The 22,714-nt window shown below is 69.7% G+C and carries 20 protein-coding genes; 7 read left to right on the top strand and 13 right to left on the bottom strand.

The genetic code is table 11. From position 1 onward, the window contains the following. Window positions 1–159 precede the first annotated feature (159 nt). The gene (locus tag KF837_08590; protein ID MBX3227357.1) at window positions 160–690 is read right to left on the bottom strand and encodes an MYXO-CTERM sorting domain-containing protein; all 531 of its coding nucleotides are present in this window, start codon (window positions 688–690) and stop codon (window positions 160–162) included. Window positions 691–871: 181 nt separating this feature from the next. Here KF837_08590 and KF837_08595 point away from each other — a divergent pair, with 181 nt between their 5' ends. Continuing rightward, window positions 872–1,642: a Uma2 family endonuclease gene (locus tag KF837_08595; GenBank protein MBX3227358.1), complete on the top strand. Its 771-nt coding sequence runs from the start codon at window positions 872–874 to the stop codon at window positions 1,640–1,642. Between the two features lie 9 nt (window positions 1,643–1,651). On the opposite strand, the gene purU is transcribed toward KF837_08595, so the two are convergent. The 3 genes from purU to KF837_08610 all read right to left on the bottom strand — a co-directional run bounded on the left by purU (window position 1,652) and on the right by KF837_08610 (window position 5,597). Beyond that, complete coding sequence (gene purU, locus KF837_08600; protein MBX3227359.1) at window positions 1,652–2,506, bottom strand: formyltetrahydrofolate deformylase; 855 nt, start codon at window positions 2,504–2,506, stop codon at window positions 1,652–1,654. A 70-nt stretch (window positions 2,507–2,576) separates the two neighbouring features. Beyond that, window positions 2,577–3,470, bottom strand: a complete 894-nt coding sequence (locus tag KF837_08605) for an acyl-CoA dehydrogenase (GenBank protein ID MBX3227360.1) — start codon at window positions 3,468–3,470, stop codon at window positions 2,577–2,579. Window positions 3,471–3,485: 15 nt separating this feature from the next. Continuing rightward, a complete protein-coding gene (locus tag KF837_08610; protein MBX3227361.1) occupies window positions 3,486–5,597 on the bottom strand; it encodes a hypothetical protein in 2,112 nt (703 codons plus the stop codon). Window positions 5,598–5,760: 163 nt separating this feature from the next. Between KF837_08610 and KF837_08615 the strand changes: the two genes are divergently transcribed. From KF837_08615 to KF837_08625, 3 genes are all read left to right on the top strand, one after another. Next, on the top strand, window positions 5,761–7,026 hold the full coding sequence (locus KF837_08615; GenBank protein MBX3227362.1) for a 2-hydroxychromene-2-carboxylate isomerase: 1,266 nt from the start codon (window positions 5,761–5,763) through the stop codon (window positions 7,024–7,026). Beyond that, window positions 7,004–7,612: a hypothetical protein gene (locus KF837_08620; protein ID MBX3227363.1), complete on the top strand. Its 609-nt coding sequence runs from the start codon at window positions 7,004–7,006 to the stop codon at window positions 7,610–7,612. The genes KF837_08615 and KF837_08620 overlap by 23 nt, the downstream gene beginning before the upstream one ends. Before the next feature lie 146 nt (window positions 7,613–7,758). Beyond that, a complete protein-coding gene (locus tag KF837_08625; GenBank protein MBX3227364.1) occupies window positions 7,759–8,859 on the top strand; it encodes a hypothetical protein in 1,101 nt (366 codons plus the stop codon). A gap of 9 nt (window positions 8,860–8,868) precedes the next feature. Here KF837_08625 and KF837_08630 read toward each other — a convergent pair whose 3' ends face one another. The 4 genes from KF837_08630 to KF837_08645 are packed head-to-tail and all read right to left on the bottom strand — an operon-like array spanning window position 8,869 to window position 13,230. Continuing rightward, window positions 8,869–9,765 (bottom strand): hypothetical protein, encoded by an 897-nt coding sequence (locus KF837_08630; protein MBX3227365.1) that lies wholly within the window; start codon window positions 9,763–9,765, stop codon window positions 8,869–8,871. 37 nt (window positions 9,766–9,802) lie between these two features. Beyond that, a complete protein-coding gene (locus KF837_08635) occupies window positions 9,803–11,515 on the bottom strand; it encodes a hypothetical protein (protein ID MBX3227366.1) in 1,713 nt (570 codons plus the stop codon). A gap of 27 nt (window positions 11,516–11,542) precedes the next feature. After that, the gene (locus KF837_08640) at window positions 11,543–12,298 is read right to left on the bottom strand and encodes a hypothetical protein (protein ID MBX3227367.1); all 756 of its coding nucleotides are present in this window, start codon (window positions 12,296–12,298) and stop codon (window positions 11,543–11,545) included. Beyond that, window positions 12,295–13,230, bottom strand: a complete 936-nt coding sequence (locus KF837_08645) for a hypothetical protein (protein ID MBX3227368.1) — start codon at window positions 13,228–13,230, stop codon at window positions 12,295–12,297. The genes KF837_08640 and KF837_08645 overlap by 4 nt, the downstream gene beginning before the upstream one ends. 26 nt (window positions 13,231–13,256) lie before the next feature. On the opposite strand from KF837_08645, the gene KF837_08650 reads away from it, so the two are divergent. The 3 genes from KF837_08650 to KF837_08660 all read left to right on the top strand — a co-directional run bounded on the left by KF837_08650 (window position 13,257) and on the right by KF837_08660 (window position 15,043). Beyond that, window positions 13,257–14,177 (top strand): endonuclease/exonuclease/phosphatase family protein, encoded by a 921-nt coding sequence (locus KF837_08650; protein MBX3227369.1) that lies wholly within the window; start codon window positions 13,257–13,259, stop codon window positions 14,175–14,177. 225 nt (window positions 14,178–14,402) lie between these two features. After that, window positions 14,403–14,912, top strand: a complete 510-nt coding sequence (locus KF837_08655; GenBank protein ID MBX3227370.1) for a Fic family protein — start codon at window positions 14,403–14,405, stop codon at window positions 14,910–14,912. Further along, the gene (locus KF837_08660; GenBank protein ID MBX3227371.1) at window positions 14,819–15,043 is read left to right on the top strand and encodes a hypothetical protein; all 225 of its coding nucleotides are present in this window, start codon (window positions 14,819–14,821) and stop codon (window positions 15,041–15,043) included. The genes KF837_08655 and KF837_08660 overlap by 94 nt, the downstream gene beginning before the upstream one ends. 12 nt (window positions 15,044–15,055) lie before the next feature. On the opposite strand, the gene KF837_08665 is transcribed toward KF837_08660, so the two are convergent. The 5 genes from KF837_08665 to KF837_08685 all read right to left on the bottom strand — a co-directional run bounded on the left by KF837_08665 (window position 15,056) and on the right by KF837_08685 (window position 22,594). Beyond that, entirely contained in the window at window positions 15,056–16,417 is a 1,362-nt protein-coding gene (locus KF837_08665) for a hypothetical protein (protein MBX3227372.1), read from the bottom strand. 176 nt (window positions 16,418–16,593) lie between these two features. After that, window positions 16,594–18,258, bottom strand: coding sequence for an alpha/beta fold hydrolase (locus KF837_08670; protein MBX3227373.1), 1,665 nt, complete (start codon window positions 18,256–18,258; stop codon window positions 16,594–16,596). Between the two features lie 131 nt (window positions 18,259–18,389). Further along, window positions 18,390–19,175, bottom strand: a complete 786-nt coding sequence (locus KF837_08675; GenBank protein MBX3227374.1) for a hypothetical protein — start codon at window positions 19,173–19,175, stop codon at window positions 18,390–18,392. Beyond that, window positions 19,172–19,990: a hypothetical protein gene (locus tag KF837_08680; GenBank protein ID MBX3227375.1), complete on the bottom strand. Its 819-nt coding sequence runs from the start codon at window positions 19,988–19,990 to the stop codon at window positions 19,172–19,174. Before KF837_08680 ends, KF837_08675 begins: the two co-directional genes overlap by 4 nt. Window positions 19,991–20,080: 90 nt before the next feature. Further along, complete coding sequence (locus tag KF837_08685; GenBank protein ID MBX3227376.1) at window positions 20,081–22,594, bottom strand: metallophosphoesterase; 2,514 nt, start codon at window positions 22,592–22,594, stop codon at window positions 20,081–20,083. Window positions 22,595–22,714: the final 120 nt, after the last annotated feature.

The following is a 22,714-nucleotide window of genomic DNA, read 5'->3' on the forward strand; positions in this document are numbered from 1 at the left end:
CGCGTGCTCACGACCACAGCTCACGATTTCCAGCACATACGCGCGAAGACCCCTGGCAGTGCCAGGCCAGGGCCAGGCCAGGGGCCACCCCAAAGCTCGTCTTCGTGGCTCGTGACCACGCCGATCACGAAGCCCGATGTCGGGGCGCTCGCGGTGTCTTCACGGCGGCGTATGGCGTCGGCGGCGTACGAACGCGGCTGCGCCGAGGGCCGCGAGCGTGAGCCCGGCGTAGCTCGCGTCGGGGCCGTTGGGGGCGCCGGCGGCGCGGCAGCCGCAGGACGACTTCTTCGGTTCGGGGGACGGTGTCGCCGAGCTCGAAGGAGTGGCGCCGGGGAGCTTGTTCATGCGCTCTGCGGTGGCGCGCTGGAGGCATCGCTTCAGGTCGCTGCATGTTTGGTTCTGTGGGCACGTGCCCTCCGCGCACATCTGGCGGGCGATGAGGCGGCTGCCGCCGTCGGGCGCGCCGGGCTTCGAGAGGACGCCGACCTCCATGCAGAGCGGCATCTGCACGCAGACGTAGCCCGGGTTGCACTGCGAGTCGTTGAGGCAGACCGACGGCTCGCACCACGTGAAGCCGTCCTCGGTCTTGTCGACCGAACCGGGAGGGCAGTCGTCCTGCGCCGCGAGCACGACGCGCGTGCTCAGGACGGTGACGACGAACAACGCGCTCCCGAATCGGACTCTCATCATTCGTCCGGCGTACCACGGAACGGTGACCGACCTCCAACTGGCCCCTGGCCTGGCCCTGTTCGGCCCGGGCCAGGCCTTCGCGCGTGCAACGTAGCGAGAGGATTGACGCCGATCGCGGGTACGCGTCGTGCGAGGGCACGCGTCGTGACGACCCATCGCGCCGGAGGTACGATCGATGATCATGTCGCAGGGCTCTCGACGAACGCCGCACGCGCCGGACACGAGCCACCTCATCACGGACGACGGCGCGCCCGTGGATAGCTGGCTCGCCGAAAAGCAGATGCGCCTGCTCACCGGGCCGCTCTACGCGGGCTGGAGACCCGGGCGCCCATTCGTCGTGGCGGCGAACGTCGGCGTCTTTGCGATCCCGAAGAACCCGGCCCTCGTCCCCGACGTGTTCGTCAGCGTCGACGTGAGCGCGCCGCAGCTCAGCGGCCCGGATCGGCTCAATTCGTACTTCGTCTGGGAGTTCGGCAAGCCGCCGGACGTCGTCATCGAGATTGTGTCCGATACGCCCGGCGGTGAGCTGAGCGACAAGCTGCGCGACTACGAGCGAATGCGCGTGCCGTACTATGCGGTCTACGATCCGCTGCGGAGGCTCCGCACCGAGGAGCTCTTGACGTTCTCGCTCGACGGCGGTGCCTACGCCCTCCGCGATGAACCGCGCTTCGACACGGTGGGGCTCAGCCTCCGCTTCTGGGAAGGTGTCTTCGAGGGCATTCGCTTCCGCTGGCTTCGATGGGCAGACCTCGACGGTCACCTCATTCCGATCGCCGAGGAGGACCGCGCGCAGGCGGAAGAGGCGAAGGCGCAAGTGGAAGAGGCGAAGGCGCAAGTGGAAGAGGCGAAGGCGCAAGTGGAAGAGGCGAAGGCGCGAGTGACGGCGGCCGAAGAACGCAACCGCGCGCTCGAGGCGCGTCTTCGCGCGTTGGGGATCGAACCTGAAGGTTGAGCGACTCGATCAGAGCACGAACGTGCGGCGGCCTTCGACGATGACGCGGCGGTCGAGGTGTGCGCGGACGGCGCGGGCGAGGACGACGCGTTCGACGTCGCGGCCGACGCGGACGAGCTCGTCGGGGCCCATCGCGTGGGTGATGCGCTGCACGTCTTGCTCGATGATGGGGCCCTCGTCGAGGTCCTTCGTCGCGTAGTGCGCCGTCGCGCCGATGAGCTTCACGCCGCGTGCGTGCGCCTGGTGGTACGGCTTCGCGCCCTGGAACGCGGGGAGGAAGCCGTGATGGATGTTGATGACCGGCGGCGACTTGGTGAGGAAATCGTCGCTGAGGACTTGCATGTATCGTGCAAGGACCACGAGGTCGACGTCGTGGCGCTTGAGGAGGTCGAGCACCTGCGCCTCCTGCTCTGGCTTCGTCTCCTTCGTGATCGGAAGGGCGTAGAAGGGGAGGCGGAAGGATTGCGCGGCGCCCTCGAGCGCGGCGTGGTTCGAGATGACGAGCGCGATCTCGCACGGGAGCTCGCCTTGCTTCTGGCGCAGCGCGAGGTCGTAGAGGCAGGTCGGGTCCTTCGTCACCATCACCGCGACCCGCGCGACGCGGTCGTCGTAGCCGATGGACCACTCGCCGCCGAACGGCGTCGCGATATGAGTCTGGAAGGAGGCCTCCATCGTCGCGCGCGTCGTCGCCGCGCCGAGGTCGACGACGAGCCGCATGTAGAACCGCGCTCCGCCCTCGCGATGGAGATCGGTGTAGTTGCTCGCCTCGAGGATGTTGAGCCCCTGATCGGCGAAGAACCCGGAGACGCGAGCGACGAGCCCGGATCGGTCGGGCGCCGCGAAGAGGATGGTCGCGCGATTCATGGCCGCCGAGCGTAGCTCAGTCCGCCGCTGCTACGCTGCTTCGAGGTCTTGCCGGGTTCCCGCACCTGCGTCAGCCGAGCGCTTGCCACGCGGCGGCGGTGCGTTGGGTGCGTGCTTGCTCGGCGACCATGAGGAGGCCGAGGTCGCGGCGCCAGCGGGCGAGCTCGTCGGGTGGGGCCTTCGCGAACGATGCGTCGTGCTCCGTGACGAGGCGGCGGAGCTGCGTGAAGAGGCCCGCGAGCGCGACGTGCTTCGCCGCCTCGCTCGGCGGCGCGAGCGCGACCTCGCGGACGCCGAGGACGAGCGCGGCGGCGCCCTCCATGAACGCGTGGTCGAAGCCGCTGCGGCGCGCGAGGCCGAGGAGGTAGCCGAGCGTCGCGCCGAGGACGTGCGCGTCCTCGATCGTGCGGAACGGCTTCAGGTACTCGACGTACGCGTCGCCGGCGAGGACGTCGAAGGACGTGCTCGGCACGGCGTCGAGGGTGACCTTCGCGTGCGGGATCTCCGGCGCGAACGGCGTCGGCGCGCGCGGCGCGATCGTGACGCGCTCGGCCGGGAGCGGCAAACGCGCGAGGACGAGCTGGTTCTTGCCGTCTGCGCCGGTACCTTTGCTCGCCACGACGAGGAGCTCCTCCGCGTGCGTCGCGAGCGTCGCGAACGTCTTCTCGCCGCGGAGCACGCCGTCCTCGAGCCGCGTCTGGATCGCGCGCGGGTGCGCGCCGCCGGACTCGGTCGCCGCGAGCGAGCGCCGCTTGCCGTCGCGGAGGCCGAGGAGCCGCTCGAGCGCCGCCTGATAGCCGCCGACGAACGCGTAGCCGAGGCGATCGGCCTCGAAGCCGGCCCAGAGCGCGCGATCGATCGGCTGCGCGTACGGCGCATCTGCGATCCGCGCAAACCACACGTCGAGGTTCGCGATCGGGCCCGCGGGCGCTGACCGCAAGAGATGCTCGAGGACGTCCATCATCGAGCGAGCGTAGCGTCAGCGCGGGCGGGCCCGGCGGCGGCGGGCGAGGAGCGCCGTCGCGAGGAGGGACGCGAGCGGCAGGAGCGATCCCGAGGCTGCATGCGGAGCGGCGGAGCAGCCGCCCTCGCGAACGACCACGACCGTCGGCTGCGCCGCGCCCGCGTCGGTGTCGGCCACGACCGGTGGCTTCCTGCGGCGCGGCGGCGGCGCCGTGTCCTCGGGATCCGGCGCGTCCGGCTTCGAGCCGTCCGCGTCTTCGGGCTTCGAGACATCGCCGTCGCTGCCGCCCGAGCCCGTACCGGTTCCAGTTCCCGAGCCCGAGCCGGTGCCCGAGCCCGTGCCGGTCCCAGTGCCGGTGCCAGTTCCCGAGCCCGTGCCAGTCCCAGTGCCCGAGCCCGTGCCGGTTCCGGTGCCCGTGCCGGTTCCGGTGCCCGTGCCGGTTCCCGTGCCGTCGCCGAGTGACGGGGGCCTGTTTCCGCCGAGGGTGAGCGCGCGAGCCTGGATCTCGCTCCACGCGGGGCTGAGCGCGGGGAGCTTCGGGCCGATCACGTAGTTGTGTCGCTTCGCTTCGCGCCAGAGGTTGTAGACGCGGTAGCAACCATCGTGGTGCGCGTCCGAGAGCGAGCCGAGCGGCACGTACACCGGACGCGTCACGCCGTCCGCTCCCTTCTCGGTGAAGCCGTTCGCGAGCCATCGCTTGCACGTCGCCATCGGCACCTCGTCGTCCGCTCGGACGACGCCGGCCTGGCGATAGACGGTCTCGAGCTGCTCGTAGGTGCGCACGTTGCCGTCGATGACCTCGGCGGGAGAGAAGCCCGCGCGCGTCGCGAGCTCGAGGCTCAGGTCGTCGGCCTCCTGCTCGTCGGTGTACCAGCCGAACTGCCCCGTCTTCATGTGCTCGACGAGCGCGGTCTCGTTGCGATCGACCTGGTCGAGCGTCGCGGTGAGCTTCACGAGCGCGGCGTCCAACGTCGCGCCCTCGATCCCCCAGCGGATGCGCGCGTCTTCGAGGAGCGTCCGAAGCGTGTCGTAGCTCGCCTGGTCGGCGAGGCTGACCTGCCGGCCGCACGTGGCGATGACGCGCTCGTAGTCGACGTAGGCGCTCGTGTTGGCGGGCGTTATCTGACCGGACAGGATCGTCTGCCGATACATGTCGGAGATCTGCGCGTTGGGGCAGAGCGAATGAAGCCCGAGCACCACCGGCGCGAGGCGCTTGTTGTAGATGGTCTGCGCCTTCAGCCGCGCCGGCTTCCCGGAGGCGTGGATCGCGTCGATGATCTGCTCGTAGCGATCGCTCTCCGCGTGCTCGACCGGGCGATCGGGGCCGTTCGGATCGTCGCGGTAGAAGAAGTCGATGTGCTTCTTCACGACCGGGTTCGAGTGCGCGCGATAGTAGTGACCGAGCTCGTGCGCGAGCGTCTCCGCGACGCGCGCCTCTTCACCCCACGTGATCGCGTCGAGCGTGACGCCGATCGTGCTCGACACGGCGTAGGTCGCGAGCTGCGCGGTGTTGCCGTAGACGTAGCAACTCGTCACCCCGAGCTCGCCGTCGGCGTACAGACCCATCTCGCAGTCGTGGGCCTGGCTGTTCCAGTACGAGGCGAAGGCGCCTCGATCGAACCAGTTCTGCGGCTGCACGCAGCGCGCGGAGACATCCATCGCCCACGCGCCCTCTCCCGTCACGAAGAGATGAGGGCCCGCCGGCCCGTTCGGGGAGGTGGGGCGCACGGCCCAGCGCGGACACGCGAGCGCGGCCGACACCCACGCGTTCGGGCCCCACACCTTGAAGAGCGCGGCGGACGGCTTCGGCGCGGTGAGGACCTCGCCGCGCTGGCGGAGCACGTCGCCGACGATGACGTGATAGCGATCGAGCCACTGCTGGAGACGCAGCGTCGTCGGATCGTTCCGCTCGACCATCTGCGCGGGGTTGCCGCCCGGCCCCGTCATCCCTTTGCCGAGCTCCGCCGCCGAGATCTCCGCCCACGCGTACGGGTTGTTCAGCGTGACGAGATCGCCGAGCCGATGCTCCTCCTCCAACGAGCCCGTGCTCTGCGCGGCGGTGGTGCACGCCGCTCCGGCGGCGAGGAAAAAGAAGCCGACGAGCGCGGTGCGAGAAGCGAAGTGCATTGGCTACATTTGCCTACAGCAAGACGTATTCCCCGGGGAAAGCTGGGAGATGATCCAGGATTGCGGTGACTTACCCGCAGCTGCGGGATGCGCAGAGCGTGGTTGGTCATCGATCCATGGGTGGGCATCGGCCCATCTACTCGTGTGCTAGAGCCGCGCACGAATGAACGCGATCGAAGAAGCCCGCACGCTCCCCGCGCGCTCGCTCGATTTCTGGTTCGACTACACGTGCCCGTACGCGTACCTCGGCTCGACGCGGGCGCAGGCGGTCGCCGATCGAATGGGCGTGAAGCTCACCTGGCAGCCGCTCCTCCTCGGCGGCGTGCTGAAGGCGAACGGCCAGCCGCAGAACCTCTTCGCGACGCGAAGCGCGGCGCGGGTCGCGTACGACGCGGAGGACATGAAGCGCTGGGCGAAGCGGCTCGGTGTGGAGCTCTCGATGCCGGCGGGCCATCCGCTCCGCTCGGTCGAGGCGCTCCGCGCGACGATCGCGACGAACGTCGATCCCGCCGTCGTCGCCGCCTTCTATCGCGCGTACTGGATCGAGGGGCGCGCGATCTCCTCGCCCGACGTGATCGCCGACGTCGTCACGAAGGCCGGCTACGACGCGGAGGCGATCCTCGCCGCGATAGCGACCGATTCGATCAAGGACGACCTCCGCGCGCGCACCGATCGCGCGATCGCGCTCGGCGTCTTCGGCGTGCCGGCGTGGATCGTCGACGGCGAGCACCTCTACTGGGGTCAGGACCGCATCGAGCAGGTCGAGGGCGTGCGCCGCGCATCGACGCCCGCCGCCGACGCGCCGAAGACGGGCAAGGTCCTCGAGGTGTTCTGGGACTTCTCCTCGCCGTTCGCGTACCTCGGCACGACGCAGGTCGACGCGCTCGCGAAGCGGACCGGCGCGACGGTGGTGTGGCACCCGATGCTGCTCGGCGGGCTCTTCAAATCGCTCGGCGGCCCCGACGTCCCGATCGCCACGTTCTCCGAGGCGAAGCAGCGCTGGCTCCTCTCGGACCTCGAGCGCTGGGCGCGCGTGTGGGGGGTGCCGTACAAGTGGCCGTCGCGCTTCCCGACCAACTCGCTCAAGGCGCTCCGCCTCTACTTCGCGCTGCCGGCGGAGCATCGCGATCGCTACCGCGCCGCGACGTTCCGCGCGATGTGGGCCGACGACGAGGACATCACCGACGACGCCGTCCTCGCGCGCTGCGTCGGCGACGAGCGCGTCGCGAAGGCGGCCTTCGCGACGATCGGCGACGACGAGGTGAAGGCCGCGCTCCGCGAGTCGACGAACGAGGCGCACGCGCGCGGCGTCTTCGGCGCGCCGACCTTCATCGTCGGCGACGATCTCTACTGGGGTCAGGACCGCCTCGACCTCGTCGAGGATGCGTTGGTCGAGACGCGCTCGGATGACCGAGCGCTTCGGGCCTGATCTCTACGCGTGGCTCGCCGCGATCGCGCCGGCGGAGCGCGACGCCGCGATCGAGCGCGAGCTCGGGATCGACGCGCTGGTGTCGACCGCGCCGCCGGGGGAGCACCTCGTCGGCCATCACATGACCGGCATAGCCGCGCTCGTGCGCGCGCTGCACGAGATCCCGGTCCGTCCCGACGATCGCGTGCTCGACGTCGGCGCGGGGCTCGGGAAGGTTGCACTCCTCACGCATCTCTTCACCGGCGCGGCGGTCCGCGGGATCGAGGTGCAGCGCGAGCTCGCCCTGCGCGCGCCCTCGTGCCCCGGCGTCCGCATCGAGCACGGCGACGCGCGTACGGCCTCGCTCGAAGACGCGAGCGTCATCCTCCTCTACTGTCCGTTCGAGGGACCCGTCCTCGAAGAGATGTCACGGCGCTTCGACGCGCTCGAGGACGTCGTCGTCTGCGCGCTCGGCGTCGACCTCCGCTGCCGCCGCCTCCGCGCGCGCCCGAGCGACTCGTTCTGGTCGACGATCTGGGACGCCGGCCCTCCGCGAGCCCCGCTCACGCTCGCGGGCGACGCGCGCCGAATCGCCCTCGAAATCTGAATTGCGCAATCGCTCGCGCACGATCGAACCGTTCACCGGAGAGGCCTCGATCCACGAAACCGAGGTCCGTTGACCGCAACGGCGCCCCGTAAGTCGCGAGAAAGAGGCAATGTAGGTAAGGGTACGCAAATTGCTGGCGGCGCAGCATGTCTTCCCTTGTTCGCCTTCTGCCGATCGCGCTGCTCGCCGTCGCTTGCACCGCGCCCCCGGCCGACGAGCCCGCGAGCTCCTCCGAGGCGAACCTGGGAGAAGGCGACACGATCCCCACCGGTCCGCTCACGCTCGACGCCACGTTCGCGACCGGGGGTACGCTGGCGCTCGAAGGGGAGGGGGCCGCGATCGCGCTCTCGCGCCGCGCCGACGGAACGATCGCGGTGCTCCGGAACCGCACGGTCGCCGAGACGAACGACGTGGTCCTCACGCTCGTGAAGGCCGACGGCAGCGCGAGCGCCGACGTCGTGCTCCCCGGCGTCGAGTCGCTCGCGAAGGCGCGCGTCCTCCCGCAAGCCGACGGCCTCGTCGTCGTCGGTGGCGGCGCTCGCTACTACGCCGCGCGCGTCGGCGCCGACGGCGCGCTCGATCCCACGTTCATGCCCGATCCGCTCGATCTCACCGCCGCCGACGTCGCGCTCGACGCGTCCGGTCGCATCATCGTGAGCGGCGCGCTCGCCGGCGGCAAGGCGGCGGTGGTCCGCCTCACCGCGAACGGCGGGATCGACACGACCTTCGCGGAGGGAACGGGCGCGTGGATCGACGCGACGGAGTCCCCCTCCGCCGCGAGCTTCCTCGCGCTCTCCGACGGCGCGATCAGCTTCGCGACCGTGACCGACGGCACGCCCGCGGTGCTCCGGCTCGACGCGGACGGCGCGCTCGATGCGTCGTTCGGCGATGGCGGCCGCGTGCTGCTCCCGAAGGGCGCGCCGGCCGGGCTCGTCGCCGGCGCGGGCGGAGCGCTCACGTATTTCGGCCCCACCGCGGAGTCGCCCGACGTCCACACCTTCGCGATCGCGAAGAAGGGCACCTTCACCGCCGGCGCGAAGGTCGCCGGCGCGCTGCTCGATCCGACGAGCCAGGTCTCCGCCGTGAGCGAGGATGATACGTGCATTTTGCATGTATCGACCGCGACGACGGAGCTCACCGCCGCGGAGTGCGCCGCGGGCGTCCCTTACGTCGCGCTCGGCGAGGGGCGCCGCGCGATCGCGGTCACGACGGGCGGCGCCGTCAGCGTGCGCGTCTTTGGGCCCTGAGCTCCCGCGCTACTTCGTGCACGTGAGCGTGTAGCCGTTGCAGCGGCCTTCTTCGGGCAGCCACACGACGCCGTTGCCGGTCATCGCGCGGCCGCCGGGATCGACCTTGAGGATGCCGCCGGTGGCGTCGAAGCCGGAGAAGCGGTAGCGGACCTCGTTGCCCTTCACGATGCCCTCCCAGGTCGTGCTGCGATCGGCGCCGGTGATCGTCGCCGTGATCTTCCCGTCCGCGAGCTGAATGAGCTTCACGAAGTTCGTTCCGCTCGCGCCGCCGCCCATGACGCACGTCCACTGGCCGTCGAGCTTCATCTTGCCGGCGGCGGGGTGCTCGAACGTGGGCGCGACGAACTTCTTGCAGCGGTCGTAGTCGGCCTCGCGCGCGGCCTTCGCGTGGGCGGCGTGCTCCTGCGACTTGCGCCGAGAGTCCTCGGTGAAGGAGAGGACCACGATCTGATGCACGCCGGCGCGCGGCGGGACGTCCTTCGGCGGATCCTGGTCGTAGATGACGATCTCGGTCGAGCCGGTGACGTCGAGCTTGTAGTCGAAGAGATGGCTCAGCATGCCTTTGCCGCCGCGCACCGTGATCGTGTACGAGCCGGCCTTGAAGCCGAACTTGGCGGAGCCGCCCGGCGGGATCGCCGGCGCGGTGTCGGTGTGGCCGTAGCCCGTTGCGATGAGGAACTCCTCGTCGCGTCGCCTGTCCGAATGGAACTCGGCCTCGATCACGCTGATGGCGCTCAGCTCGTCCTTCGTCCGGTTGACGAACGAGAGCTCGAGGGGACCGTCGAAGACGCGCTTAGCCTTCTTCGTGTCCGCGCCGGCCGCGCCTTTGTCCTTCGGCGGCAAGCAGCCGATGAGCAAGGCGAGCACCGTCATCACCGAAAGGACCACCCCATGACGCAACATGGGGCGATCCTCGCAGAGCGGCGATCGATACGTCAACCTATGCGGATAGCCTCTCGACCTCGCGCTGCAGGATCCGCCGCATGATCGCGATCGCGCACGCGTACGTCGCGTCGACGCCGAAGAAGCTGAGGCTCTTCGAGAGGAGCGACTGGCGCCGCGAGTAGGGCGTGTCCGAGGCGTAGTGGAGGATGCCGACGTCGAAGCTCGTGTGCGCGGAGAGGTGCACGATCTCGTTCTGCGGGAAGCGGCGCGGGTTCACGAGCTCGTAGACGCCGGCGAGGAACGGCCCCGCCTCCATCTCGAGCACGGTGTAGCCGGAGCGATAGAACGCGTCCATGTACTCCTTGCTCTGGAGGAACGCGCTCCGCACCGTGACCGCCTTCTGGTTGTCGAAGACGCTGCCGTGCCGGAGCCACGGCGCGATGTCCCGCGCCGTGAACGCGTTGCGGAGGAGGAAGCTGTTCCGCGAGTGCTCGTCGTACACCGCGCCGCTCAGCATCACGTCGCCGACGCGGCCGTTCAGCGTCGCCGCTTTGCCCATCACGTAGAAGCCGCGCAGCTCGCCGACGCCCTGTCCCACGCGCGAGAGCAGGTGGTACGCCGCCATCCCGAGCGGGTAGTCGATGTTGAGGAGCACCGCGTCGCTCTGGGCGAGCTTCTCGATGCCGTCGATCTGGAGGCGCGGATCGAGGAGCTTCGGGTCGAGCTCGCAGAGCTTCGCGATCTGCGCGTCGACGTCGATGTGCCCCGGCTCCGAGAGGTGGACGAGGCCGTGCGCCGCCTCGAAGGCGCGCACCTCGTTCATCTTCTTCGAGCCCGCGGCCGAGTGGATGTAGCCGCGGAGGAGGTAATAGAGGAGCGGCGCGAGGTCGGTCGGGTTGCCGGACGCCTCCGCGCGCGCGACCTCCTCGCCGAGGCCCTCCGGATCGGTGCGCTTCGCCCAGCCGACGATCTCGTCGGCGTGCTTCTGCGCGTAGCCGCCGACGAGGTTCGCGATCGCGTGCGTGTTCGACGACACGAAGTACACCGGCGGCCGCCGCGGCTCCTCCTTGCGGAGGTAGGAAGGCTCGATCCCGCCCCACCATCGCTGCGCCGCGCGCTGGTACTGCGAGTGCGACGCCGCGAGCATGCGGAGGCGGAGGTCGAGCCGCTTCTCGTAGAGCATCTTCCAGCCGCTCTCGAGCTGCTTCGGTCCGAGCGCGTCGAGCAGCTTCTGCGCCTCGTGCGCCTCCACCCCGAGCGCCTGCGCGATCGCGTTCGGGTCCTTCGCGATCTCGGCGAGCTGCTCCAAGGACGACGACGCGCGGCGGAGGCGCTCGTGCATCTTGTTCCACTCGATCTGGTAGGCGGTGAGGATCGGGACGAGGTCGTCGATGTCGCTCGCGCTCGCGATGAACACGCCGAGCGTCTTGTGCCCGTCGAAGCGGAGGGGCCGGCGGCGGCCGCGCGTCTTCGCGATCGCCCACTCGCGGACGCGGAAGCCGGCCGCCTCGAAGAGCTCGTGCGACTGCCCGAGCACGACGAGGTCGACGCCGATCATGCAGTCGGGGAGGCGCGCCGCGGCGTAGGCGAAGGCGGAGAGATCGGGGACGTCCGAGAGCGCGCCGAGGTGCAGGCTCGACCCGCTGAACGCGTGCGCCTCCTCGAAGGCGCGGACCTTCACCTCGCCGGTGGAGCGGAGGAGCGAGTAGTACGTCGTGACGTAGAGGCTGATCTCCTCCGACTCGGGTTCGGGCGGCCTGCGATCCATGGGAGATCGCAGCATAGTTCAGTCACCTCACGACGACACGATTCCGTCGAGCGCGCGATCGTCGACCTCGCCGCCGCTCGCGACGTCCTCGAGCAGCGCGCTCAGGCTCGGCTCCACCGTCGTCGCGCCGATGCGCCGGAAGCGCTCCCGCGTCGCGAGGTCCGGGGTCGAGGCGGAGAGCGCGACCACCGCGCCGGCGCGGATCTCGGCCGCGATGCCGGGGTTCTCCGCGATCGCCCAGAGTCGATCGGTCGAGAACGTCGAGCGGCGGTAGCTGCCCGGGCTCCCGAGCTCGCGCAGCGCGGCGAGCCACGCGGTGGTGCTGCGGCCCGAGCGCGCGAGGGTCTCGCGTTCGAGCCCGCGCGATCCTTCCTCCGCGCCGGAGGCGATCGCCTTCCAGAGCCGCTCGAGGACGTCGCGCGGCATCGCCGCGTCGAGGTAGCCGGTCGAGAGCTCGATCGTCTCCCCGTTCGTCGTCGTGAGGACGACACGTTTCTTCCCCTCCGGCGCCGCGCGGCGCACGTCGGCGAAGCGGAGCGTGCGTCGATGGAAGACCCAGCGGATGCGGATCGCCTCGGCGCCGACCTCGGCGCGGCGGCGCCGCCACGCGAGGAACACGATCAGGACGCCGACGAGCAAGAGGGCGCCGACGAACGCGCGCTGCGCGGGCGTGCCGGCGTGCCCCAAGAGCCCGATCACCCAGAAGACGCCGAGCGCGTACGCGAACGGCACCCACGCCGGCACGAGCGAGCGCGCCCAGAGGACCGGCTTGTCGTCGCTCACGACTCGGAGAGCGCCTCGTCGACGAGCGCCTTCGCCTCGGCGATGCGGCGGCGTTCTTCGTCGGAGAGCGTGCGCCGCTTCAGCTGCGCGGGATCGAGCTCGTCGGCCTTCTTCGACGCGAAGAGGCGCGAGAGGAAGCCCTTCTTCGCCTCGAAGTCGAAGACGCCGTCGGTGAGCGTCTCCGGCTGGGTGGCGAGCTTCTTCACGAGCGTCGGCTGCGTGTCGACCCACGCGAGCGCCTCGTCGAACGCCTCGCGCTGGGTGACCTCGAGGTGCTTCCGCACGCGCGAGGGCGCCGCGTCGGTCACGCGCACGAAGAGCGCGGTCGCGAGCGCGATCTCCTCGAGCGACATGAACGTCGCCTGGTGGCGCTTCATGCCTCCGCATCCCTTCTTGTAGACGCACGCGCCGTTCAGCACGATGACGCCGAGGCCGGCCGCGATCGCGGTGAGCTCGCTCGCCGCTCCCTCGTCGCGCGCGTCGACGTCGACGTCGGCCTCGAAGAGGACGATGCGCCCGACCGAGCGCGCGAGCGAGGTGGTGAGGATGGTGGGATCGCCCGCGTCCTGGACGTGGAGGAGCGCGGCGTAGCCGTCCTCGGTCTCGACCGCGCCGCCGCGCGCGATCTCCTTCAGCCCGCCGGTCCCGCACGCGCCGGAGCCGCAGCCTCCGCCCGACACCTCGCCGTCGGGCTGGATGAAGCCGAGCCCGATCTCGAGGTCGTCCGAGACCGGGGCGTAGCCGAGCATGCGCCGGAGGACGCGCTCGATGCCTTCGGGATCGAGCGTGAACTCGTCGGGGAAGTAGTGGCCGTTCGGCTCGACGAGCTCCGGCGCGGCGAACGCGTCGCCGTGCTCGGCGCGCAGCGCCGCGAGGTGCGCGACGAGCGCGCGGATCTTCTCTTCGCCGACTTCGAGCGGGAGCCCATCCATGAAAGACAGGATAGCATCGTGAGCCGATGGCGCTTCGCATCGCGACGTTCAACCTGAAGGACTTTTTTCTGCCGCGGAACGCGACCGAGCAGGCGGTCGGCGTCCAGAAGATCGCGAACGTCGCGGCGTCCTTGCGCCGGGCGAACGCGGACGTCGTCGCGCTGCAGGAGGTCGGCGGCGCCGAGATCCTCGATCGGCTCGTCGCCGAAGTGAAGGACCTCTCCTACGGCCCGCCGGTGCTGGGGACGGAGGACAAGCGGGGCATCCGCAACGCGATCCTCTCGCGCCTGCCGGTCCAGTGGTCGCAGGTCCACACCGCGAAGTCGCTCCCGTTCCCGCCGCTCGTGGAGGGCGATCCCGATCCGTACGCCGGCCGCATCCCGCTCCGCCGCGGCATCGTCCACGTGCGCGTCGACGCGGGCGCGCTCGGCGAGGTCGACGTCCTCACCGCGCACTTCAAGTCGAACCTGCCCGCGCTCCTGAAGGGCGCCGCCGGCAAGGAGGTCCCCGACACGAACGTGCACATGGCCGGCCAGTCGGCGATCCGCAGCCTCGTCCAGCGCGCGGCGGAGGCGCTCTTCGTGCGCGGCCTCGTCGACGAGGTCTTCGCGAAGTCGCCCGACCACGCCATCTGCGTGCTCGGCGATCTCAACGACACGCCGACCTCGCTGCCGGTCCGGCTCGTGCGCGGCCTCGACGCGACGCATCGTCACCACCTCCGCGCCGCGGGCGAAGACATGCCGGCGGAGCGGCGCTTCTCGTCCTTCCACGGCGGCGCGCCGATCCTGATCGATCACATCCTCTGTAGCGACCGCCTCCATCGCGCGCTCACGTCGTTCGAGATCCACAACGAGGCGCTCCGCTACCACGGGCCCTACGTCGAGGGTGAGGTCGAGCTCACGGTCGACAGCGACCACGCGCTCAACGTCGCCGAGTTCGCGGGCTGAGCCCAGATGGAGCCGATGCTCCCGACGACGTCTCGACCGCAGCTCGAGGCGTCGGCGCTCGAGCTCCTGCGCGAATCGGCGAGCGCGCGGGGAACCTCCGTCGCGCGACGCGTGAAGCTCTCGCCGACCTCCTGAGCGACGACTTCCTGTGCTGGCTGCACCGCCGCTTCTACGCGCGCCTGCCGGACGAGCTCCGGCGAGCCACCGCTCACGACGGCGAGGTGCATGTCGTTGCGCCAGGAGAGCTTCGGCCACGTTGCGCCGGCTTGGGAGACGCTCGGCGACTTCATGCGTCGCTTCCGCGAGGCGTACTCGCTACGTCGTATGACGCCGATGGAGCAGGTGATCGCCGCCGCGGCGTCGCATCATCGCCTCGCCTGGATCCACCCGTTCCTCGACGGCAACGGTCGCGTGGTGCGGTTGTTCACGCACGCGTGGCTGAAGCGTCTTCTCCTCGACGGACACGGGCTCTGGTCCATCTCCCGCGGCCTCGCGCGGAGGAGGAGCGAGTACTTCCGCTACCTCCAGGAAGCCGACGAGCCGCGCCGTGGCGCGCTCGACGGTCGTGGCGCTCTCACCGACGCAGGCTCTCGGTCGCGCGACGTGAGCTGCCGAAGACGGCGGGCTACCTGCTGCGCGCGGTGCTCCTCCGCGGTGAGATCGCCCGCGGAGAAGCGGCGCGCATCACGGGGCAACAGGAGCGGTCCGCGCGGTCCGTCGTGGCAGCGCTGCTGAAGCGCGATCTCCTCGAGTCACCGTCCGAGAAGGGCCCCCTCCGCCTCGGCTTCCCCACCCACGTGGTCCCGTACTACATCCCGCGCCTCTATCCGTCGTCGCTCGAGGACGAGATGCGACGCGATGAGTGAGGGAGCGCGCGGTCAGTCGCAGGCGCCGGTGCTCTCCTTCGAGGTGGGGTCGATGCAGGGGGCGCAGACGTGGTCGCCGTCGCACGTCGACTGATCGAGGAACACGCCCTTGATGCCGAGGTCGGTGCAGCGGCTCACGCACGCGCCGACGTAGGTGGTGCCGAGGACCTTCAGCTTGCCGTTGCAGCTCGGGCGCTTCGTCGTGCGGTTGATGTCCTCCTCCGGCGCGCAGAGCTCCGCGCCCTCCTCGCAGCCGTCGGAGCCGAGTCGCTCCTTCTGCTTCGGGTTCGAGATCGCCGCTTCGGGCACGCAGCGTCCCTTGCCCTTGCAGCACTGCGGGAACTGCTTCGCCGGCTCCTTCGGCGCGTCGCACGACACCGACCTGCACGCGCCGGTGTCGCTGCCGTCGGCCGGGTTGAAGCACGGCGCGCAGAGCTCGCCCGCGTCGCACGTGCTCTGCGGGAGGAAGCCCTTCTTCGCCGCGACGTCCTTGATCACGGTGGAGAGGCAGCGGCCCTCCGCGCCGGCGACGGACACGCACGTCGGCGGGAGGTACTGGCCCGCGTTCGCGACCTGCTTCTCCGGCGCGCAGAGGCCGCCGCCGCACGCGTCGAGTCGAGCGCGCTGTCCCTCCGACACCGCGGTGGCGGGGACGCATCGCCCGCCCGCGCCGCAGGCCGGGAACTTCGACGTGTCGATCGGCGCGCCCTTGTACGGACACTGCGCGGCGTCGCCGTCGTTCGAAGGCTCCGCGGGCTCGCTCGGTGTGCTCGTCTTCTTCTTCTTGCCGCACTTCTTGCCGGAGGAGCCGCTCGACTTGCCGATCTCGCAGACGCCGGTCGGCTCGTTGCCCTCGAGCGGGTTCAGGCACGGGACGCAGAGCTCGTCTGCGTCGCACGCGTCGCCCTCGCCGCGGTCCAGCACGCCCTTCTTCTCCGCGACGGCGGGGACGCACAGGCTCATGCAGCGGCCGTCGCCGACGATCGACTTGCACTGCTTCGGCGCCGCGCCGCCGCTCTTCACGAGCTTGTCGGGGACGCACACGCCGTCGTCGCACGCGCCGAGCTGCTTCGCGAAGCTCGCCGGGATCGCGCTCGATGGGACGCAGCGCGCCGCGCCGCCGGTCTTGCACTCGCACTTCTCGAGCGTCGCCGGATCGGCCGCCGTCAAGCCACCGCCACCACCGCCTCCGCCGGCCGAGTCGTCTTCGTCGCAGTCGTCGTCGTCCTCGTTGTCGTCGTCGGACGTGACGTCGGAGCTGGACGACCTCGGATCGGTCTTGTCCTTCTCGGTCTTCGTGGTCTCCGCCGCGGGCGTGCAGGCGACGATGAAGAGGACCGAGCACACGAGGGTGGCGGAGATTCGCTTGAGCATGGAGAGCCCTACTTCAAGCGACGCGCCACCTCGTCTCCGCTCGTCTCCGCGGGCGTGATTTCGCGCAACAGCCTTGTTTTCTCGTGCGCGCGGAGGCTTGTTTTCCAGGCACTTACATCGTCACTGAGCGAACAGGCGCTCACCCGACTGTCGCCCGTCGATGACACGGGCCGCGATCAGAAGAAGGGCGCTGGCTCGTCGTTGATGCGCGCGAGCTCGGCCTCGAGCTCCGGATCGCGCGCCGGCGTCTTCCGTTGCGGCGTGACCGGGTTCTCCCAGAGATCGCGGGTGCCGAACCACCGCTCCGCCGCGTCCGCCATGTTGCTGCCGAAGTCGTGCGGGACGATGCGGCTCGCGCAGGACGTGTCGAGCGGGCGCGTCGGCGCGGTCACGAACTGACGGAACAGCTCCAAGCCGCACTGCTTGCCGTCGGTGGTGGGTGAGCCGCGGAGCGTGCCGTGCACCGCGCGCGGCAGCGACACGAAGGTCTGGTGCGGACGCGTGTAATGTGCAGCGACCTCCTCGGCGAACTCGATCGGGGTCGCCGCGTCGAGGGTGCCGTTGAGGAGCAGGACGGGGACGTCGGTCGTGGGGTAGCGGCCGACGTATTCGTCGTGGTCGTACTTCGGCCAGGCGTCGAACATGTCGTGCATCGCGGGGCTGTATTGCGCGAACACGCTCTCGCTCATCAGCGCCTCGAGCTCGGGGCGGGTGATGGCGGGCGTCTCCATCATCTCGGAGAACGCGATGTTGTACGAGAGCGCTTGCGAGAACGGCCGCGGCGGCTCGGTCGAGGCGGGCGGCGCGGTGGGGCTCGTCATCGGCGGCGCGGTGGGCGGAGTGAGCACGATCGCGGCGAAGTTCTGCAGCGCGACGACGTCCCCCGCGTCGCAGCGGAGGATGCGGTACGCGAGCGGCGGCACGAAGGTGCGGTAGCCGAACATGCGCGAGAAGGTGACCATCAGCGCGCGGACCTGGTTGCCCGTGACGCCGGCGAGGCCCGCGCACGTGCCGGCGTCGGCGATCGCGAGCGCCTCTTTCATGCGCGCGTTCGGATCCGGGCCGAGCTTCGCGCCGCACACCTCGTCGGCGGCGCACTCGCGCATGAACTGCTGCGCGACGTGGTCGGTCCAGTACGCGTACTTCAGCAAGCTGCACAGGCCGGCCTGGCAGACGCCGTCGAGCGTCACGGAGGTCGGCTGGCGCGGAAAGACCTGGAGGTATCGCTGCGCGAGGTATGTGCCGTAGGACACGCCATAGACGTGGACCTCCTGGCCCGGCTCGCGCGTGCGCGCGATGACGCTGCCCACGTCGCGCGCGGCGGAGGTCGTCGAGAACGCGGCGAGGCCGTCGCTGCCCCAGGTGCGGAGCAGGTCGTCGCGGCAGGCGTTCACGTCGATCGGCGGCGACGAGAGCCCGGCGCACCGGAGGAGCGACGAGCGCCCGGTGCCGCGATGGTCGGGGATGTAGAGATCGAAGGAGGGATCGATCCCGGCGAACAAGGGGGCATCGAAGTCGAAGGCCTGGCCGGATCCGCCAGGGCCGCCCTGGAGGAGCCAGAGCTGCTTGTGAGGTCCGGGCGCGCTCCCGCGGATGCGCTTCACGAAGAAGTTGATGCGGCGTCCGCCGGGGCTCGACCAGTCGAGCGGCACGTCGATGTTCGCGCACTCGGCCGCGAGAGGTGGCGCGCCCGGCGGCATCCCGCAAGGCTCGAAGACGATCGGCGCGCTCTCGGCGGCGAGGACCGCGTCTTCGGAGATGGCGGGAGCATCGCTCTCGGTCGCGCACGCCGCGACGAGACACGGCACGAGCGCCGCGAGGCAAAGGTAAGGACGACCCATATGCCGGCGGCGTAGCGCGCGAAGCGGGGACGTGCCACCGCTTTCGCTCCCGCTGTCGGGTTGCAGCCTGCCTCCCCAAGCGCAGCCGACTGGGTCGGGCGGCGTCGCGGCGTCGAGCGGTGCGCCGGCGTTTACGGTGCGACGGTCACGGTCGCCCTCGCGAACTCAGGGCCCTGCGGGTCGCACGGCGCTGGAGTGCTGCCGACGACGGTCTCGAACCTGTACGTGTACGTGCCCGCCGACACAGGGTTGCGAAACCGTGCGACGGCCCAGCCGGGACATCCGGCGCCGACGGTCGCGCACGCCCGTCGTGATCCTTCCCCGTAGCATTCGCCGTTCCGGAGGAGGTCGAGCGGCGGGATCGAGCTTGCCCTGCTGATGACGAAGATGTCGAACTCCTCAGACGCCTTCGGTGCTGCCGGGATCGTGAAGATGTGTCTCCCATCGGGATAGGTTCCGCCGTCGGGCGTCTTGCAGAGGTCGGCGCCACTGCATGCGCAGCCGTCGTCGATGACGCCGTTGCAGTCGTCGTCGACGCCGTTGAGGCAGGTCTCGGTCGCTGCTGGCTGCGTCGCTCCCTCACACGCTGTCCAGAATCGTTCGCCGTCCTCTTCGATGCACGTTTGCTTGCCCTGCGTGCACGCGCTCGCGTCGTTGACGACGCCATGCGAGCAGAAGGCGAGATCGTTGAGCGTCGTGCACGTGCACCCTGCGTTGTCCAGGAGACCTGCTTCGCATGGTACGTGCTTCGGGACGGTCGCTTCCTCGCTTGCGTCGATGGATGAGGCAGGCACGTTGTCGACCGTCGCCGCATCAGCGGGAGCCGCGGTCGGCTCCTCGGTCTCGTAGTCGCTGCACGCCGCGAAGGCGGTCGCGCCGCCGAGCCCGAGAACGAACAACGCCCGCACCGGCCTCATGGAGCGACGGTCACAGTAGCCGTTGCGAACTCAGAGCCCTGCGGGTCGCATGGTGCTGAAGTGCTGCCGACGACGGTCTCGAACCTGTACGTGTACGTGCCCGCTGGAGCGGGGTCGCGATACCGTGCGACGGCCCAGCCGGGACACCCGGCGCCGGCGGTCGCGCACGTCCGTCGTTGTCCCTCCCCGAAGCATTCGCCGTTACGGAGGAGGTCGAGCGGTGGGATCGAGGCTGCCTTGCTGATGATGAAGATGTCGAAGCCCTCAGACGCCTTTGGCGCCGCCGGGACCGTGAAGACGTGCCTCCCATCGGGATAGGTCCCGCCGTCGGGCATCTTGCAGAGGTCGATGTCAGCGCATGGACAGCCGTCGTCGGCGATGCCGTTGCAGTCGTCGTCGATGGAGTTGAAACACTCTTCCTTCATGGCGGGTCGCTCCGCGTTCGCGCATTGCTCCCACCGGAGACCAGTGTTGGTCTGGACGCACCGCTGCGTCCCCTGCGTGCACGCCGTGGCACCTCCGTCCGCTTTGGTCAGGCCGTATGAGCACGGCAAGATCATCTGCGTATCCTGGCAGGGACAGTCGTTGGCGTTGAAGGGGCTCGTAAAGCACGCTCCGGGGGGATTGCCGTCAGCTCCATCGACGACACCCGTGTCGCCATCGCCCGGTAGCGCGTCCGGGGTGTCTGGTGTGCTCGTCTCGACCGTTCCTCCGCCGTCGGCGGGCTCGTCGATGTCGAGCGGTTCGCCGCATGCGGCTGCGTAGGTCGCGGCGCCGAGGATGGAAACCACGAAGACCAGGCGGAGCCCCCTCACGGGCGCGATGATATCAGGCGACGAGCTCCTCGACGGGGTTCTTCGAGGGCGGCGGCCGCGGTTCCCTGAAGTCGCGGCCGGCGATCCGGCCTACCAGTCGAAGAGCTTCTCGACCGGGTTCTTCGGGTCGTGGGCGCCGATGGCCTCGGCGCGGTTGATTTCGATTTCGCCGACGACGTCGAAGCGGGACTGGCCGATGTTCGCGAAGAACTTCGCGCGGTTGATCTGCGGGAGCGTCACGCCGCGCTTGTCGCTCTTCGTCTCGAGGGTCAGGACGGTGAAGCCCATCGACGACTTGCCGCCGGAGTAGGTCTGGTTCGCGAGGTCCGACGCCGACACGAGACGGAAGAACACGAGCTCGCGCGGGCCCAGCTTGCCCGAGGCCGTGTGGCGGCTCCAGCCGGCGACGGACTTGTCGTACTGCTTGCCGAAGCTCTTCACGCTGTCCGCGATCGGGTTCATCGGGACCGCGTGGTTGTCGTAGTCCTCCGACGCGCCGTTCGTCGTCTGCGCCTGCGAGTAGCCGCGGACCGGGTTCAGCACCTCGAGCGTCGCGAACTTCTGCGTCGACGCCGCGTCGACCGGGAACTTGCCGGGGATCAGCTCGTCGCCCTCCTGGATGACCTCGAGCGAGTTGTAGTGCGTGTGGCCGAGGAGGACGGTGCGGACCTGCGGGCTCGACGCGAGGCGCTTGAGGAGCTCGACGCCGCTCGAGAACGGCTCGCCCTTCGCCGGGTCGCACGTGAAGTCGGCGCCGCGCTGATCCCAGTCGCAGTCGAACTCCGCGTCGGGGCGCATCCACTCCTGGAGGCCGTCGTGCGCGCAGGACTCCGTCTGCTCCGTCGAGAGCGCCCAGTCGGGGAGCGTGCAGACGAGCGGGTTCCAGACCTTGCCGACGAGGTAGTTCACCGCGCTCTGGAAGACCGAGCGGTACTCGAGCTGCTCGAAGTAGTAGCCGAAGTCCTTGCCCTTGTGGCCGCCGCGCGGGTCGTGGTGCGCGAGGATGATGACGTCGCTGTTGTCCTGCTTCGCGCGGAGGAGCTCGCGGTCGAGCCAGTCCATCTGCACGTCGTTCATGCTGCCGCCGTAGTTGACGGTGTACATGCCCCAGCCGCTGCGGCGGTGCTGGCGAAGCTCGTAGCTGTTGAGCGAGACGTACGCGCTCTTGCCGAACTTGTGCGAGTAGAAGAGCGGGCCGTACGTCTTCTGCCACTGGTAGAAGCCGTCGTAGAGGATGTAGTTGCGGTCCGCGCGCGGGACCTCCTTCCAGCCCGCGAAGCCCTCCGCCTCCGCCTTCGCGTTGCGCGCGAAGCCGCCGGTGAAGATGTCGCGGTGCTCGCCGCCGAGCTTGTCGGAGGCGGCCGTCTTCGCGAGGTACGACTCGAAGGCCGACTGGTCGAAGTTGGGCCACGGGTTGGGCGCGTTGTCCTTGATGACCTCCTTCAGCGACTCGATGACGAGCGTGTCGACCGCCTTCACCGCGGAGGGGACGTGGCCCGTCGCGACGTAGCCGTCGTGGTTACCGGTCGTGAGGAAGATCGGGATCGGGAGGTACTTGAGGAGGTCGACGATCGCCTTCGCCTCGTTCTGGTACGTCGTCGCGACGGGGCGCTGCCGGAGCGTGCCGGGCGAGCCGCCGTTGTGGAGGTCGCCGTTGAACGTGATGAACGAGGCGTTGAGGACGGCGGGGTCGTTCGTCGTGTTGAGGAAGTAGACGAGCTCGTCGAGCTTGTCCTTCGTCTTGTTGTTGTAGAGGTCGCCGACCGAGACCTGCGTGTCGGTGATGTTGATGACGGAGTGCTCGTCCTCGGCGTCGTCGAACACGCGGACCGCGTTGTACTGGTACTCGTAGACCGGCTGCGAGCCGACGGTGACGAGCTTGTTGTCCTTGCGGACCTCCATCCGGAGGTCGTAGAGGCCGGCGGGGACGCGCTGCATCGCGCCCTGCTTGAACACGAAGCGGAGCGTGTGGCGCTTCTTGAGGACGGCGGGCATGTCCGCCGGCTCCGCGTTCATGAGGACGTCGTTCGGGTAGACGCGGATCGCGTCGGTGCCCGTGCCGCTCGAGATCGCGACCTTCGACTCGGCCTGCTCGCGGCCCGCGCGCTTCACGAGGAAGAAGGCGATGCCCGTCTTCGCGTCGTTCGGGAGCGTCACGCGCTTCAGCGAGGAGCCCGCGAGCGCCTCCGCCTCGAGGCCGCCGATCGCGTCGAGGGCGGCGTCCTCGATCCGGAGCACGCTGACGAATTCCTCGGTAGCGTCTTTTTTGACGTAGAGGTTCGGGTTCCCGAGCGTCGGGTAGATGAGGCGGTCGATCATGACGTGGCCGCCGATCGCGTACGGCATGATCTGCTCGTTCTGCGACGCGTCCGCGTAGAACACGTTCGGCACGTACGTCTCGCCCTTGTTCGAGACGACCTCCCAGGGCTTCTCCTCCAGCTTCTTCGCGATCTCGGCGGGGGAGAGCTCGCCGTCCGCCACCTCGTCCGCCGACATCGCCGGGGCCGACGGGTCCGTCGCGCTCCCGCCGTCACTGCCGTCCGAGCCGCAAGCAACGAGGAGTGCGCTGAGGGCTGCGCAAGCGAGGAGGGAGCGTCCGAGCATCGGAACACACTTACGCACACGGTGGGCCACAGGGCCGGCGCGGGCGCGTTCTGCCCGGGGCGCAGAATTCCACCGACGCTAGCCGGAGGAGCCTCCATCGAGCCGCCGATGCGCAACGCG

Source organism: Labilithrix sp., from assembly GCA_019637155.1.
Taxonomy (GTDB): Bacteria; Myxococcota_A; Polyangia; order Polyangiales; family Polyangiaceae; genus Labilithrix.